The 13,329-nt window shown below is 72.9% G+C and carries 20 protein-coding genes and 1 pseudogene; 13 read left to right on the top strand and 8 right to left on the bottom strand.

Annotated features, from left to right (window positions below):
- A partial coding sequence (gene shbA, locus H5J29_RS06350; RefSeq protein ID WP_181779971.1) for an RNA polymerase sigma factor ShbA occupies positions 1-468 on the top strand: 468 nt, incomplete at its 5' end.
- Between the two features lie 24 nt (positions 469-492).
- Here the strand turns inward: shbA and H5J29_RS06345 are convergent.
- The 3 genes from H5J29_RS06345 to H5J29_RS06335 form a co-directional block, all read right to left on the bottom strand.
- Positions 493-948 (bottom strand): pyridoxamine 5'-phosphate oxidase family protein, encoded by a 456-nt coding sequence (locus H5J29_RS06345; protein ID WP_181779970.1) that lies wholly within the window; start codon positions 946-948, stop codon positions 493-495.
- A gap of 119 nt (positions 949-1,067) precedes the next feature.
- Positions 1,068-1,886 carry a Bax inhibitor-1/YccA family protein gene (locus H5J29_RS06340; RefSeq protein ID WP_181779969.1) on the bottom strand — a complete coding sequence of 273 codons (819 nt, stop codon included), beginning with the start codon at positions 1,884-1,886 and terminating at the stop codon, positions 1,068-1,070.
- A 124-nt stretch (positions 1,887-2,010) separates the two neighbouring features.
- Positions 2,011-2,424 carry a hypothetical protein gene (locus tag H5J29_RS06335; protein ID WP_181779968.1) on the bottom strand — a complete coding sequence of 138 codons (414 nt, stop codon included), beginning with the start codon at positions 2,422-2,424 and terminating at the stop codon, positions 2,011-2,013.
- A gap of 60 nt (positions 2,425-2,484) precedes the next feature.
- Here H5J29_RS06335 and H5J29_RS06330 point away from each other — a divergent pair, with 60 nt between their 5' ends.
- Together H5J29_RS06330 and H5J29_RS06325 are read left to right on the top strand one after the other, a co-directional pair.
- On the top strand, positions 2,485-2,946 hold the full coding sequence (locus H5J29_RS06330; RefSeq protein ID WP_312858088.1) for an NUDIX hydrolase: 462 nt from the start codon (positions 2,485-2,487) through the stop codon (positions 2,944-2,946).
- A 28-nt stretch (positions 2,947-2,974) separates the two neighbouring features.
- Complete coding sequence (locus tag H5J29_RS06325; RefSeq protein ID WP_181779967.1) at positions 2,975-3,196, top strand: hypothetical protein; 222 nt, start codon at positions 2,975-2,977, stop codon at positions 3,194-3,196.
- 161 nt (positions 3,197-3,357) lie between these two features.
- Here the strand turns inward: H5J29_RS06325 and H5J29_RS06320 are convergent, their stop codons facing one another.
- Positions 3,358-4,056 (bottom strand): DUF899 domain-containing protein, encoded by a 699-nt coding sequence (locus tag H5J29_RS06320; RefSeq protein WP_181779966.1) that lies wholly within the window; start codon positions 4,054-4,056, stop codon positions 3,358-3,360.
- 116 nt (positions 4,057-4,172) lie between these two features.
- On the opposite strand from H5J29_RS06320, the gene H5J29_RS06315 reads away from it, so the two are divergent.
- From H5J29_RS06315 to H5J29_RS06295, 5 genes are all read left to right on the top strand, one after another.
- Positions 4,173-5,840, top strand: a complete 1,668-nt coding sequence (locus H5J29_RS06315; protein WP_181779965.1) for an FAD-binding dehydrogenase — start codon at positions 4,173-4,175, stop codon at positions 5,838-5,840.
- A gap of 40 nt (positions 5,841-5,880) precedes the next feature.
- Positions 5,881-6,342, top strand: coding sequence for a group II truncated hemoglobin (locus tag H5J29_RS06310; protein WP_181779964.1), 462 nt, complete (start codon positions 5,881-5,883; stop codon positions 6,340-6,342).
- Between the two features lie 268 nt (positions 6,343-6,610).
- The gene (locus tag H5J29_RS06305) at positions 6,611-6,997 is read left to right on the top strand and encodes a YybH family protein (protein WP_181779963.1); all 387 of its coding nucleotides are present in this window, start codon (positions 6,611-6,613) and stop codon (positions 6,995-6,997) included.
- A 43-nt stretch (positions 6,998-7,040) separates the two neighbouring features.
- Positions 7,041-8,192 carry an alpha-hydroxy-acid oxidizing protein gene (locus tag H5J29_RS06300; protein ID WP_181779962.1) on the top strand — a complete coding sequence of 384 codons (1,152 nt, stop codon included), beginning with the start codon at positions 7,041-7,043 and terminating at the stop codon, positions 8,190-8,192.
- A complete protein-coding gene (locus tag H5J29_RS06295) occupies positions 8,193-8,717 on the top strand; it encodes a dihydrofolate reductase family protein (RefSeq protein ID WP_181779961.1) in 525 nt (174 codons plus the stop codon).
- A 3-nt stretch (positions 8,718-8,720) separates the two neighbouring features.
- On the opposite strand, the gene H5J29_RS06290 is transcribed toward H5J29_RS06295, so the two are convergent.
- Positions 8,721-8,930, bottom strand: coding sequence for a helix-hairpin-helix domain-containing protein (locus H5J29_RS06290; protein WP_181779960.1), 210 nt, complete (start codon positions 8,928-8,930; stop codon positions 8,721-8,723).
- Between the two features lie 66 nt (positions 8,931-8,996).
- Between H5J29_RS06290 and H5J29_RS06285 the strand changes: the two genes are divergently transcribed.
- The 3 genes from H5J29_RS06285 to H5J29_RS06275 all read left to right on the top strand — a co-directional run bounded on the left by H5J29_RS06285 (position 8,997) and on the right by H5J29_RS06275 (position 9,986).
- Positions 8,997-9,266, top strand: coding sequence for a hypothetical protein (locus H5J29_RS06285; RefSeq protein ID WP_312858087.1), 270 nt, complete (start codon positions 8,997-8,999; stop codon positions 9,264-9,266).
- Positions 9,267-9,366: 100 nt separating this feature from the next.
- Positions 9,367-9,822, top strand: coding sequence for a DUF5994 family protein (locus H5J29_RS06280; protein WP_181779959.1), 456 nt, complete (start codon positions 9,367-9,369; stop codon positions 9,820-9,822).
- Positions 9,819-9,986, top strand: a complete 168-nt coding sequence (locus tag H5J29_RS06275) for a DUF6307 family protein (RefSeq protein WP_181779958.1) — start codon at positions 9,819-9,821, stop codon at positions 9,984-9,986. The genes H5J29_RS06280 and H5J29_RS06275 overlap by 4 nt, the downstream gene beginning before the upstream one ends.
- On the opposite strand, the gene H5J29_RS06270 is transcribed toward H5J29_RS06275, so the two are convergent.
- Entirely contained in the window at positions 9,983-10,765 is a 783-nt protein-coding gene (locus tag H5J29_RS06270) for a methylenetetrahydrofolate reductase (RefSeq protein WP_181779957.1), read from the bottom strand. The genes H5J29_RS06275 and H5J29_RS06270 overlap by 4 nt on opposite strands.
- A gap of 105 nt (positions 10,766-10,870) precedes the next feature.
- Positions 10,871-11,524, bottom strand: coding sequence for a GNAT family N-acetyltransferase (locus H5J29_RS06265; protein WP_181779956.1), 654 nt, complete (start codon positions 11,522-11,524; stop codon positions 10,871-10,873).
- 96 nt (positions 11,525-11,620) lie between these two features.
- Here H5J29_RS06265 and H5J29_RS06260 point away from each other — a divergent pair, with 96 nt between their 5' ends.
- Complete coding sequence (locus tag H5J29_RS06260) at positions 11,621-12,058, top strand: VOC family protein (RefSeq protein WP_220187051.1); 438 nt, start codon at positions 11,621-11,623, stop codon at positions 12,056-12,058.
- Here H5J29_RS06260 and H5J29_RS06255 read toward each other — a convergent pair.
- Complete coding sequence (locus tag H5J29_RS06255) at positions 12,027-12,656, bottom strand: GyrI-like domain-containing protein (RefSeq protein WP_181779955.1); 630 nt, start codon at positions 12,654-12,656, stop codon at positions 12,027-12,029. The two genes, H5J29_RS06260 and H5J29_RS06255, sit on opposite strands and share 32 nt — an antisense overlap.
- A gap of 230 nt (positions 12,657-12,886) precedes the next feature.
- Between H5J29_RS06255 and H5J29_RS06250 the strand changes: the two are divergent.
- Positions 12,887-13,329: pseudogene (locus H5J29_RS06250) on the top strand (cyclase family protein); the annotation flags it as partial.

Raw genomic sequence — 13,329 nt, 5'->3', positions numbered from 1 at the left:
CGGTACTGCCGGGGCAGGCTCGGGCACCGCGCCCCCGGGATCTCGACACCCGAGGACGTGGCACAGGACGTGGTGATCGCGGTCTGCACCGCGCTGCCGCGCTACCGCGACCTGGAGACCCCGTTCATGGCCTTCGCCTACGGGATCGCCAAGAACAAGGTCGCCGACGCGTACCGGGCGGCCGCGCGGGACCGGTCCGACCCGTCCGACGAGGTCCCCGACTCCACGGACGTCAGCGCGGGACCCGAGCAGTCCGCCGTGGGGTCCTCGCAGATGAGCGAGCTGATGGGGCTGGTCGACCGGCTCCCGCCGCAGCAGCGGGACATCGTGGTGCTGCGGGTGCTGGGCGGGCTGAGCGCCGAGGAGACGGCCGCGACGGTCGGGTCGACGCCGGGTGCCGTACGGGTGGCCCAGCACCGGGCCCTCGCGAAGCTGCGGGCCTGGCTCGGCGAGGGCGAGCGGGAGTGACCGGCCCGAGGAGGGACGGGCCGGTCACTCCCGCTCGACGCGGCGGACCCCCACACCCTCCCGCCAGAACTCCACGACCAGCCGGTCCGCCGCGGCGTTCAGCGCGGTCACGACCACCTCGGTGACGTCGGCGCGGAACGAGTCGCCGTCCACGGGACCGTCGAGCGGCCCGGTGCTCACCGCCCGGCCCGCGATCTTGGCGTCCCCCGCCCAGTCCGCGGGGGCGTCCTCGGGCGGGTCGTACGCGGCGCTGTGCAGCGCGAACCGGGGATCGCGGAGGAGGTCGGCGCCCTTGCGGGCGCCCGGCATCGAGCCGAACACCAGCTCGCCCTCCTCGACCTGCGCCTCGATGCCCGAGATCCGCGGGGAGCCGTCCGCCCGCAGGGTCGCGATGGTCTTGTGCTTGTGCGCGTCGAGGAGCCGCCGGGCCCGCGCCGCCAGCGCGGGGGCCTGCTCCTCGACCTCCTTCCAGGACGCCATGGCGCACAGCATGCCCCGAGTCCCTGACAGCGGGCGTCAGGGGAAACAGAACGGCGCCGCGGACCCGGAGGTCCGCGGCGCCGCTCCGGCCGGATGGAGGGGGTGATCCGGCCGTGCCTCTACTCGGAGCGCAGGTAGCTCAGCAGGCGGAGGATCTCGATGTAGAGCCAGACCAGGGTGGTCATCAGACCGAAGGCGATGTACCAGGCGAACTTCGCCGGTGCGTTGTCCCTGACGGCCCGGTCGGCCATGTCGAAGTCCAGCATCAGGCTGAACGCGGCCACGCCGATGCAGACGATGCTGAACAGGTAGGCCAGCGGCGACCCGTCCCGCAGGCCGAGCCCACCGGTGGTGAAGAACGACACCACGAGGTTGGCCAGCATCAGGACGGCGACGCCGATGGACGCACCGATCAGCCACTTCGTGAACTTCGGGGTGACCTTGACCGCGCCGGTCTTGTAGACGATCAGCATCCCGATGAACACGCCGAACGTGCCGACGATGGCCTGGAAGCCGATGCCCTGGAAGTTGGTGCCGGAGAACTCCAGCGCCCCGGTGAGCGCGCCGAGCGCGACACCCATGGCCGCCGAGTACAGCAGCACCAGCACCGGGCTGGTGGACTGCTTGAAGATCACGATCAGCGACACCACGAAGCCGACGATGATCGCGGGCAGGGCCAGGGCGTAGAGCCCGGACCAGGCCGTGAGGATGCCGGCGACGAGTGCCGTGCCACCGGTGATCGCGGTCTTGATCACGACGTCGTCGTGCGTCAGCGCGCGCTCGCCCGAACCCGCACGGCCGAACCCGGCCTGCGATGCCTGGGCGTCCGCGTAGGCGGCGCCGCCGCCCATCATGCCGCCGCCCTGGCGGTCGAACGTGGCGTAGCCGCCCTGCCCACTGGGCAGCTTGCGGAACGCCGGGTTACTACTGGTGCGCACCGGGTCCTCCTCGTCGCGTGTCTCGTCGCGCTATCGGGTTCAACGCGGCCGGTCCCGGCTTGGTTCCCACTCCGGGTAAAACCGACTTTACCGACACGGGCGCCCGCAGGCGATCACCCTCGACTCAGGCCGCGTTGCGCGGCGGCTCCTCCAGTGGTACTCCGGCCGCCTCCAGCGCCGCCTCGGCCTGCAGCCGCGCGAACGGGCGCTCCCGCTCCGGCAGCTCGCAGGGCCGCGGCCGGTCGACGCCGACGGCACGGCACACGTCCGCGAGCACGTCGTCGTAGGCGGCGAGGAGGGCGACCCGGCGGACGTGGGTGGTGGGCGCGTTGCGTCGGACCTCGCGACGGAGCCGGTGCAGGTCCGCGACCAGCCGCTCGTAGGGCCTGCCCTGCGGGGCCGGCGGGCGACGTCTGCTCACGAGCCGCTCGGGCAGGTCCAGGAGCAGGGGGCCGAGCCGCACCACGGCCCAGAGGAAGAGGGTGGGTGCGGCGACGATGGCGGCGTACTGCAGAACGCCCGACCAGACGTCCGACACCCGGCGAGGATACCGAGATCCCCAGGTCAGAGGGGATCTTCGCGCGGTAGGGTGCGACCGGTGTCGATCCCCCGCCGCGTCCGCCCCGCCGCCTACGTCGTCTGTCTGAGCGAGGGGCGGGTGCTGCTGGCCCGCTGGACCGGGCCCCGCGGGCCGGAGTGGACGCTGCCCGGCGGCGGCCTGGACCACGGCGAGGACCCCCGCGCGGCCGCGGTACGCGAGGTCGAGGAGGAGACCGGGTACACCGTCGAGCTGGACCGCCTGCTCACCGTCGACTCGGTCCACTTCCCCGATGCCCGGTGGGGCGACGGCGAGGTGGTGGACCTGCAGGGCATCCGCATCGTCTACGCGGGCCACGTGACCGGCGGCTGGCTGCGCCACGAGATCGGCGGCAGCACGGACAGGGCGGGCTGGTTCGACCTGGCCGAGGTCCGGGACCTGCCGCAGGTCCCGCTCGTCGGGCTCGGGCTGGCGGCCGCGCAGGCCACGGACCCCGCGGCGGCGGCCGCCCGGTTACCGTAGGCGCCCCGACGACCCCGGAGGTGTGCCCGTGTGGGCCTTCTTCTCCAAGCGCCTGCGACTGTGGCTGGTCCTGGCGGTGGCCGTGCCGATCGGCGGTTGGCTGATGGGCAGGCTGGCGGACCTGATCGAGCGCCGGAGGGGCCCGAACACGGTGAGCCGGACGTTGCACCAGGCCCGCGGCTGGCTGCAGCGGCGCTCCCGCGGCCCGCTCGCCGCCCGCACCACCGAGAAGGACCGCCCGGCCCGCTGAGCCCCGGACGAGAAAGGGTGCCGCGGCCAATGGCCGCGGCACCCGGCAGCGCGTGTCCGCTCCCCAGCGACACGCGGTGTACCCGTTACCTCGTGAGGTGAGGGATCCTCGTTACCCATACCTCATCCGCGATCACCATAAGTCAGCAGAACTGATGAAGATCAGCGTTGGAAGTCCGGGGTGGCGTCCCGCACGGCGTCGGCGCGGCCCTTCGGCTCCTCCCAGTCCTCCTGCCGTCCGAGCGCGGTGAGGTCCAGGAAGGCGTAGGATCCCCCGGTCCATTCGGCCCCCCGCGCGTACTGCGAGTAGGTGTGGAAGACTCGGCCGTCGACCTGCAGGAAGCAGGACAGGCCCGGCATCTCCCCCGCGATGTCGACCGGGCGGAAGTTGTACTCGGTCGGCGCCACCGCGGGATCCAGCGTCACGTGGAAGTCGTAGTTGAAGGCGCTGCCGAACGAGGAGTACCAGGGGAAGGTCCAGCCCTTCTTCGCCTTGTACCGCTCGATCGTCGGCAGCGGCGCCCGCGAGACGTACGCCAGCGTCACGTCCCGCACGGCGAGGTGGTCCCGCAGCCCGTCGCTCATCTCCTCCGCGCCTGCGGTGCAGCTCGGGCAGCCGTCCTCCCACTCCGGGTCGAACATGAAGTGCCCGACGATCAGCTGGCGGCGCCCCTCGAACAGGTCGAGCAGCCCGACCGCGCCGTCGTCGAAGCGGTAGTCCTCGTCGATCTCCACCATCGGCAGCCTGCGGCGGTCCGCGCTCAGCGCGTCCCGGGCCCGGGTGAGCTCCTTCTCCCGCTCCAGCAGGGCCGTGCGCTCGGCTGTCCACTCCTCGCGGGACACGATCTCCGGCAGGGTCATCGCTCCTCCTCGAATCGGTTCGGCGACAGGGTCGACCCTGCCGGCGGCGCACACTCATCGCTCGGCGTGAGATGTCGGGATTGCCGCGCGGACCCGGCGAGGCCAGGGTGGAGTGCGTGAACGCCGACGTCATCGTCGTGGGGGCGGGCCTCGCGGGCCTGGTCGCCACCGCCGAGCTCGCCTCCGCCGGACGCCGGGTCGTCCTGGTGGACCAGGAACCCGAGTCGAACCTGGGCGGGCAGGCGTGGTGGTCCTTCGGCGGGCTGTTCCTCGTCGACTCGCCCGAGCAGCGGCGGATGGGGATCAAGGACTCCGTCGACCTCGCGTTGCAGGACTGGTTGGGGAGCGCGGAGTTCGACCGCGGCGTGGACGACCCTGCGGGCGAGGACTTCTGGGCCCGCCAGTGGGCCACGGCGTACGTCCACTTCGCCTCCGGCGAGAAGCGGGCGTGGCTGCACGGCATGGGCGTGCGCTGGTTCCCGCTCGTCGGCTGGGCCGAGCGCGGCGGGTACCTCGCCGACGGACACGGCAACTCGGTCCCCCGCTTCCACGTCACCTGGGGCACCGGCACCGGGCTCGTCGTGCCGTTCGCCGAGAAGGTGCGCGACGGGGTGCGGGCCGGGCTGGTCGAGCTGCGCCCCCGCCACCGCGTCGACGCCCTGACCAGCACGGACGGGGTGATCACCGGGGTGTCCGGGGCGGTGCTCGAGCCGTCGGACGCCGCCCGCGGGGTGCCGACCTCGCGCACGGAGGTGGGGAGCTTCGAGCTCACCGCGCAGGCCGTGATCGTGACGTCCGGGGGGATCGGGGCGAACCTCGACCTCGTCCGGGCGAACTGGCCCGCCCGGCTCGGCGAGCCCCCGACGGACATGGTCACCGGCGTGCCCGCGTACGTCGACGGGCGGATGCTCGCGATCGCGGAGAACGCGGGCGCGCGGCTGGTGAACCGGGACCGCATGTGGCACTACGTCGAGGGCATCCGCAACCACTCCCCCGTGTGGGCGGGGCACGGGATCCGCATCCTGCCGGGCCCGTCGTCGATCTGGCTCGACGCGACCGGGCGCAGGCTGCCCGCCCCGTACTTCCCGGGGTTCGACACCCTGGGCACCCTCGCGCACCTGCGGCGGACCGGGCACGACCACTCGTGGTTCGTGCTCACGCAGAAGATCATCGAGAAGGAGTTCGCGCTCTCCGGCTCGGAGCAGAACCCCGACCTGACCGGCAAGGACGTCCGCGCGACGCTCGGGCGTGTGCGCCCCGGCGCGCCCGCCCCGGTGCGGGCCTTCATGGAGCGCGGCGCGGACTTCGTGGTCGCGGACACGGTCGCCGAGCTCGTGGCGGGGATGAACAAGCTGACCCCGGAACCCCTGCTCGACGCCGCGGAGATCGAGCGCCAGATCGTGGCGCGCGACCGCGAGCTGACCAACCCGTACGTCAAGGACCTGCAGGTCATGGCGATCCACAACGCCCGGCGCTACCGCGGGGACCGGCTCGCCCGCACGGCCGCCCCGCACCGCATCCTCGACCCGAAGGCCGGCCCGTTGGTCGGCGTGCAGCTGCGCGTGCTGACCCGCAAGACCCTCGGCGGCCTGCTGACCGACCTGTCCGGGCAGGTCCGCGGCCCGGACGGGGCCGCGGTGCCGGGCCTGTACGCGGCGGGTGAGGTCGCCGGGTTCGGCGGCGGCGGGGTGCACGGCTACCGGTCGCTGGAGGGCACGTTCCTCGGCGGCTGTCTGTTCGGCGGGCGGCAGGCGGGACGGGCGGCGGCGCAGGCGACGGCGTGAGCGTTGCCTTGGTGGGCAGCGCCCTGATTACAGTGTTGCAATGCCTGACCCGACGCTGCACGAATGGGCCGGTGGCGACCGCGCGTTCCGCCGGCTGATCGACGCCTTCTACGACCGCGTCGAGCAGGACGACCTGCTGGGCCCGCTCTTCCCCGGCGGGGTCTCCGAGAAGCACCGCGACCACGTCACGACCTGGTGGATCGAGGTGTTCGGCGGCGCCCCGGGCTACACCGACCGGCACGGCGGGTACGAGACCATGCTGGCCCACCACCGCGACCTGGGCCTCACCGGCGAGCAGCGCTTCCGGTTCGCCTCGTTGATGAGCCTGGCCGCGGACGACGCCGGGCTTCCCGCCGATCCCGAGTTCCGCGCCGCCTTCGTCGGCTACGTGGAGTGGGGCACGCGGCTGGCGGTGGCGAACTCGCAGCCCGGCGCCGACGTCGTCGAGCAGGCGCCGGTCCCGCGCTGGGGCTGGGGTGTGGCCCCGCCCTACCAGCCCTGACCACCCGGACGGGTGGTCGCGATCGTCACGCCGTTTCCGATCCGGCGCAGTGGGGTAGCCGAAACGTGATCGGAGCCGATCAGACTCGTCCTCGGCACCGCACCCGGAGGTCCGGTGCCGTACGACGATCTGGGGACCCACCTCGCGCGCGGAACTGGGGAGCGACGCGCGCACCTCCGGAGGTGTCCGCGGCCCGGCCGACCTCGACGGCGGTCGGGCCGCATCTCCCCCACCGATGACTTCGGGCCCGCGCTCCGGTCCACCTTGCATGGACACCGAGATCCGGGAACTGGTGGAGCGTTGGGCGGCGGCGATCCGCACCGGCGACCTCGAGACCGTCGTCGCCGACCACGCGGACGACATCGTGATGTTCGACGTCCCGCCGCCGCAGGACGGCGTGCGTGGGATCGCGGCGTATCGGGAGACCTGGCCTCCCTTCTTCGAGTTCCTGGCCTCCGGCGGGTCGTTCGACATCCTGGAGCTGCAGGTCACGGCGGGTACCGACGTCGCGTACGCGTTCGCCCTGCTGCGCTGCGGCTCCGCGGAGGAGCGGGAGCGCAGGCCGGATCAGCGGCTCCGCCTCACCCTCGGCCTACGCCGGGAGGGCGGGCGCTGGGTGGTCGCGCACGAGCACCACTCGTTCCCCGTGGACTGATCCTCGTGCCAGGGTGACCCGGTCGAGAGACGAGGAGACGACGATGTCCTACGGGGACTTCCAGCTGGAGATCTACCTAGCGGGCACCCGGGGGCTGCTGCCGCGCTTCCCGGTGGACTTCGCGGGCCTGGAGCGGCGCGCCGCGGAGGCGCTGCCGCCCTGGGTGCTGTCCTACGTCGCCGGTGGTGCGGGCGACGAACACACCCAGCGCGCCAACGTGACCGCGTTCGAGCGCTGGGGGCTGGTCCCGCGGATGATGCGGGACACGACCACCCGGGACCTGTCGACGAGCCTGTTCGGCCTCGACCTGCCGCACCCGCTGTTCCTCTGCCCGATCGGCGTGCTGGGCATCTGCTCGCAGGACCTGCACGGCGATCTCGCGACCGCGCGCGCCGCCGCCCGCACCGGCGTCCCGATGATCGCCTCGACGCTGTCGCAGGACCCGCTCGAGGAGGTCGCGAAGGCCCTCGGCGACACCCCGGGGCTCTTCCAGCTCTACACGCCGAACGACCGGGACCTGGCCGTCAGCCTGATCCAGCGGGCCGAACGGGCCGGGTTCCGCGCCCTCGTCGTCACGCTCGACACGTGGGTCACCGGCTGGCGCCCGCGGGACCTGAACACCGCCAACTTCCCCCAGCTGCGTGGCTACTGCCTCGCGAACTACACCTCCGACGAGGTGTTCCGCGCGCGCCTGAAGAGCTCGGATCCCGCAGAGGTGGTGGGACTGTTCGCGCAGGTCTTCGGGCATCCCGTGACCTGGGACGACCTGGTGTGGATGCGCGAGGCGACGAGCCTGCCGATCGTCCTCAAGGGACTGAGCCATCCCGAGGACGTCCGGCGGGCCAAGGACCTCGGCGTCGACGGGATCTACTGCTCCAACCACGGCGGCCGACAGGCCAACGGCGGCGTCCCGGCCCTGCAGACCCTGCCCGGCGTCGTCGAGGCGGCCGGGGACACCCCGGTGCTGTTCGACTCCGGGGTGCGCAGCGGCACCGACGTCGTGAAGGCCCTGGCCCTCGGCGCCACGGCGGTCGGCTCCGGACGCCCGCACGCCTACGCCCTCGCCGTCGGCGGGGAGGACGGGGTGGTGCACCACCTGCGATCGTTCCTCGCCGAGGCGGACCTGCTCATGGCCGTCGACGGCTATCCCTCGCTCGCCGCGTTGCGCGCGGCGGGCCTGCAGAAGGTGGACTGAATGGCACGACTGCTCTACTCCGCGACCATGTCGCTCGACGGGTTCATCGCAGGCCCCGGCGGGGACATGTCCTGGCTGTCGCCGCACGTCGGCGGCCCGAATCCGACGGCCGACCGGTTGCTCGCGCAGGTGGGCGCGATCCTCGCGGGGAACCGGACCTTCGGCGGGGACGACCCCAACGCCGGGACGGACGCCGAGGGCGCGTTCGGTGGGCAGTACTCCGGACCCGCGGTGGTGCTCACGCACCGCCCGCCCGAGCAGCCGGTGAAGGGCGTCGAGTTCACCGACGACCTCCGCACCGCGATCGCCTTGTCCCGGGAGGCCGCGGGCGAGAGGTACGTGAACGTGCTCGGCGCCGACGTCGCGCGGCAGTGTCAGGAGATCGGCGAGCTGGACGAGATCCTGGTGTTCGTCGCCCCGGTCCTGCTCGGGGACGGCACCCGGCTCTTCGCGGTCCCGGGCGGCAGGCAGGTCGACCTGACCCCGCTGCCGGGCGAGTCCGCGCTGTGGTTCCGGATCACCTGAGGGTCACTCGCGGAACGCGAGCCCCCGTCTCGTCAGCTCCTCGCCCAAGATCCGGACCGCCTTCGGCCCCACGCCGTGGATCGCGAGCAGCTCCTTCGCCGTGGCGGCGGTGAGGTCCTCGTAGGTCGTGTAGCCGTGGACGGCCAGCTCGCGGCGGGCGGGCCTGCCCGCGGCGGGGGTGAGCTGCGAGCGCTCCAGGGGGTCCTCCGTCATCCGCCGGAGTCTGCCGGGTCCCGCGTCGCCCGTCCACGACATTTCGGACACCGCTACCCTGGCCGCGTGGGCGGTGTGGCGGGAGTGGTCGCCGTCGTCGTCCTGTTCGCGTGCGTCCTGAGCGGGCTGGCCTGGGCCGCGCGGCGTCTACGCAGGCGGGGTGGCGGCGGGTCGCTCATGAACCCGTTCGACGAGATCTGGCACCCCGTCGCCCACCAGGCGCGCATCGAGGCCGAGGCGGCCGACGAACGCCCCGCGCCCAGCCCGCTGCCCGGTGACCGCCTTGTCCGAGGCCCCCTGCCGGAACGCGACACCGGGACCCCTCCTCAGGGGTAGAGTCGGTCCACAGAGTTCCTCCTGCACCTCGGCGGTCTGCCGGCGTCGTCCTCTGCGAACTCTGACACCGGGCGTCTCGCCCGGGACGGGAAGCACCGACATGGCTGCACCCCTCGCACCCCTCGCATCGTCACCCACCCGCGACGAGCCGCGCCTGTCGGTCTCTTCTGCCGGCTCGGTCCTCAGCGGCCAGGTCGACGGCGCGTGGTGGCCGCACTCCCGCGACCTCGCCGTCGAGCTCGGCGCCCTCCTCCCGCTCATGGTCGAGCGCCTCGGCCCGGTCGAGCGCGTGAGCTACAAGCTCGAGGAGTGGGACCCGGTGGCCCGCAAGGTGGACATCGACGGCGTCCGCATGCGGTTGGCCGGTTTCCACTCCACGACCCCGCACACCGTGGAGGTGGTCGCCGAGCAGCACCGCGTCACGCTGCTCGTGATCCCGCCCGACACGACCCCCGCCCTCGCCGCCTCCGCGCTGGAGACCGCGGGGACGGACGGCGACGCGACCAGCATCGCCGATCTCCTCAGCACCGCACCCTCAGAGAGGCCCACACCATGACCACGACCCTCGCGACCGATCTCCGCCAGACCCCCTACGAGCGCCGCGTGGAGCTCGTCACCGAGGTCGTGACCGCGAACTCGACGATCAAGGAGAGCGCCGCGGTCGCGCTCGCCGTCCAGATCCTGAGCGCGCTGGACCACATCCCGGAGCGGGTGCGTTAGAGGAGCGTCTCGAGCCGAGCGGCCGTCTCCCGGAAGCGGCTGACCGGCACCAGGTGGACGCCCGCGAAGGCCTCGGTCTCGCGCAGTGCCAGGACCAGCTCGCACGCCGCCTCGACCCCGGCGGACGGGCTGGTCGCCACCCGCTCCACCACGTCGTCGGGGATCTCGATGTCCGGGATGGACACCCGCAGGCGGGCCGCCATCGCCGCGCTCGCCAGGACCATGACGCCCGCATAGACGGGCTGGTCCGTCGGGTTGGCGTCCCGCCAGCGCAGGAAGGTCTCCACGGAGTAGCCGACCTGGCAGAACACGAAGTCCGCCGTCCGCTTCCAGGCCGCCGGCCGACGGCGATGCCCTGCGGTCACCCCGAGGGTGAACGGCGCGGTGCCCGCGAAAGCCGGTGTGGCGGTGGCGGCCCGGGCCTCCTCGATCATCGTCCGGACGCTCAGCTCGCTGGTCCGGCCCCCGACCCGGGGCTCGTCGCCGTGGACGAAGAGGAACTGGTCGACCCCGTAGGCCGCGGCGGTCAGCAGGTCCCGCCGGAACCCGAGCAGGTTCCGGTCCCGCGAGTTCACGCAGGCGATGCTGCGCCCGCCCATGGCCTGCACCTCGTTGGCGACCGCGATGCTCGACACCGTCGCGCGGCCGATGTGGTTGTCCGGGATGAGGAACGCGTCCGCCACCGGGGTGAGGACGCCGATCTGGTGGCGGGCGTGCGTGAGATCGGGCCGGGTCGGCGGCTCGATCTCACAGATCACCCGGAACCCGTCAGCGCTCATGCCCCGACGATAAGTGTGGCCCCGACCGCCCCTGCCCGACGGGTGGCTCGGGTCGCGCCTGGAGGCGACGCCCACCGACCCGGCGACCCCCGTGAGCGCCCCGCGTCACCTGCGGGCCTCGGCGGTCTGCTGCTCCCGGTCCGCGCGCAGCAGCACACACACCGCGTGCGGTGCGTCGTCCCGCTCGCCGGCGAGCCCCTGGACCACTCCGCGGCTGCGGATCTCGCCCGCCTCGCGCATGCCGATGCGTTCCATGACGGCGCGGGACCGCACGTTGTGCCGGACCGTGCAGGACACGACGGCCTGGGCGCCGAGGACGTCGAAGGCGAAGGCCAGGCCGGCGCGGCCGATCTCGGCCGCATAGCCGCGTCCCCGGAACCCGCCCCGGAGTGCCCACCCGATCTCGAGCCAGTGCGCGTGCGCCGTGAACGGACGGCGGCTCGGGTGCGCTGCCCGCACCCATGGTTCCACCGGGAGGAACGGGTAGACCTGCGCCCAGTCGTCGTCGAGCGGGGTGCGGGACAGGCCGCCGCGGCCCACGACCTCGCCGCTCCCGCGGTCGTACGCGATCCACTTGTGGACGCCGTGGAGCCGCCACGAGTCGCCCATGGCCCCGGCCTGCCGCTGGACCTGGTCGAGGCTGGGCCGCGCGCTCCCGTACCAGGGCCACACGTCGTCGTCGCGGTGCACGAGCCCCAGGTCGGCCGCGGTGTCGGGGCCGACCGGCTCGAGCCGCAATCGCGGGGTCGACAGGCGCAACAGTGTTCCCTGGAGATGCTCGGGTGACCCGGTCGGTGTCCGGCAGGCCGCCGGCACATGCAGCGGTGGGGCGGTGCTGGACCTTAGCCTGGGTCGATGGCGGTCACGAGGATGGATCACGTCGGCGTCGTCGTCGAGGACCTCGAGGCGGCGACCGCGTTCTTCGTGGCGCTCGGCATGGAGGTCGAGGGCAGCGGGCCGGTCGAGGGGCAGTGGGTGGACACCGTCGTCGGGCTCGACGGGGTCCGGGTCGACGTCGCGATGGTGCGGGTGCCGGGTGGCCACGGCAAGCTCGAGCTGACGAGGTTCCACCACCCGCTCGCGACCGGCTCCGAGCCGGACGCACCCGCGAACCGGCTGGGCCTGCGCCGCCTCATGTTCGCCGTCGACGACATCGACGAGGTCGTCGCCGGGCTGCGTGCCCGTGGCTTCGATCTCGTCGGCGACATCGCGCAGTTCGAGGACGTGTACCGGCTCTGCTACGTGCGCGGGCCCGAGGGCATCATCGTCGCGCTGGCCGAGGAGCTCGGCTGACGGGCTGCCGCAGGATGGTCCGCAGCCTCGCGGGCTCGACCCGCCGCGGGTCGCTGAGGTAGATCTCGTGGTGCTTGCCGCGCAGGGTGAGACCCTGCCCCGGGATGACCTCCTCGTGGATGTGCCGCAACAGGTCCGCCTCGTCGTCGTAGGAGCCGATGTGGAGGGCCTGCACGCACCGGCCCTCGGACAGGGTCTCCAGCCGGACGTCGGCCACCCGCTCGGGCGGTGTCCTGAGGGCGAGCCGGGCGGCGTCGACCATCTCGGCGGTGGTCCAGTCCGGGACCATGATCATGAGAGTCCAGTCCCACCGGGACTTATCGCGCTCGGCGGTGAAGGCGCGCATGTCCTCGGCCCACCAGAGCCCCTCCAGCGGCATCACGACGTAGTCGCGCCCGAGCTCCTTCCTGCTCGCGAACTTGAGCGCGTAGGCCAGCGGGTAGAGCGCGGAGATCGCAGCGTCGCGGACTGAGGTGTTCGGGTCGCCGTGGCCGTCGATCATCAGGTACTGCAGGTCCGGCACGTCCACGACCTGCGGCGAGTCCCGCTTCGCCGTGTAGCACGCCAGCTCCCGCTTGAAGTCGACCTTGGACGCCACGGGCCCTCCACGCACGATCGGACGGTCGCCGCCAGGATCGCACGCCCGCTGACGCCGCGGACGCCCCGACCGAGTCGTCCGGAACCCCCGACACCCTCCCGGACGTCGGGCGTCGCGCCGACCCTGGCTTCGGGCCGAACCACGGCCCGCTGATCTAGGTTCGTGCCGGTTCGGCGGCCTCGAACCGCGTGACCGGAGGAGTCGATGCTGGGATGACGGCAGGACGACCGATGCCCACACAGGACGACGTGCTCGGCTATTTCCGCACGCTGTCGAACTGGGGGCGGTGGGGCGCGGACGACGAGCTCGGCACCCTGAACCACGTCACCGACGCGGTCCGGCTGGCGGCGGCGCGGGCCGTGCGCCACGGCAGGAGCGTGTCGTGTGCGTGGGAGGTCGCCGTGCCGGAGGAGATGGAGCGGTCGACGACATCGTGTCCCTGCGCCGCCGACATGCCGGGCGCCGAGCACATGCCTGCCGCCTTCCACGCCGACCGGCGCTGGGGCTTCTCCCACGAGCGGCTCGGCATCCTGTTCCACGGCAACACGATCACCCACCTCGACTCGCCGTGCCACCTCTTCTGGGACGGCGAGATGTACAACGGGCGCCCGCACTCGCTCGTCGACCCCGCGACCGGATCGGCGTGGGCGGCCGTCACGGCGGCGGCGGACGG

It is taken from the genome of Pseudonocardia pini (assembly GCF_013870575.1).
Taxonomy (GTDB): Bacteria; Actinomycetota; Actinomycetes; order Mycobacteriales; family Pseudonocardiaceae; genus Pseudonocardia; species Pseudonocardia pini.
This window is presented reverse-complemented; position numbering and strand designations above follow the sequence as displayed.

What these genes read in the sequence shown, in the direction of transcription:
- H5J29_RS06345 (WP_181779970.1), bottom strand. Translation starts at nt 948, where the DNA reads ATGGCGTCCTGGAAGGAGGTCGAGGAGCAGGCCCCCGCGCTGGCGGCG.
- H5J29_RS06320 (WP_181779966.1), bottom strand. Translation starts at nt 4,056, where the DNA reads ATGACCCTGCCGGAGATCGTGTCCCGCGAGGAGTGGACAGCCGAGCGC.
- H5J29_RS06310 (WP_181779964.1), top strand. Translation starts at nt 5,881, where the DNA reads ATGCCTGACCCGACGCTGCACGAATGGGCCGGTGGCGACCGCGCGTTC.
- H5J29_RS06305 (WP_181779963.1), top strand. Translation starts at nt 6,611, where the DNA reads ATGGACACCGAGATCCGGGAACTGGTGGAGCGTTGGGCGGCGGCGATC.
- H5J29_RS06300 (WP_181779962.1), top strand. Translation starts at nt 7,041, where the DNA reads ATGTCCTACGGGGACTTCCAGCTGGAGATCTACCTAGCGGGCACCCGG.
- H5J29_RS06295 (WP_181779961.1), top strand. Translation starts at nt 8,193, where the DNA reads ATGGCACGACTGCTCTACTCCGCGACCATGTCGCTCGACGGGTTCATC.
- H5J29_RS06290 (WP_181779960.1), bottom strand. Translation starts at nt 8,930, where the DNA reads ATGACGGAGGACCCCCTGGAGCGCTCGCAGCTCACCCCCGCCGCGGGC.
- H5J29_RS06280 (WP_181779959.1), top strand. Translation starts at nt 9,367, where the DNA reads ATGGCTGCACCCCTCGCACCCCTCGCATCGTCACCCACCCGCGACGAG.
- H5J29_RS06275 (WP_181779958.1), top strand. Translation starts at nt 9,819, where the DNA reads ATGACCACGACCCTCGCGACCGATCTCCGCCAGACCCCCTACGAGCGC.
- H5J29_RS06270 (WP_181779957.1), bottom strand. Translation starts at nt 10,765, where the DNA reads ATGAGCGCTGACGGGTTCCGGGTGATCTGTGAGATCGAGCCGCCGACC.
- H5J29_RS06260 (WP_220187051.1), top strand. Translation starts at nt 11,621, where the DNA reads ATGGCGGTCACGAGGATGGATCACGTCGGCGTCGTCGTCGAGGACCTC.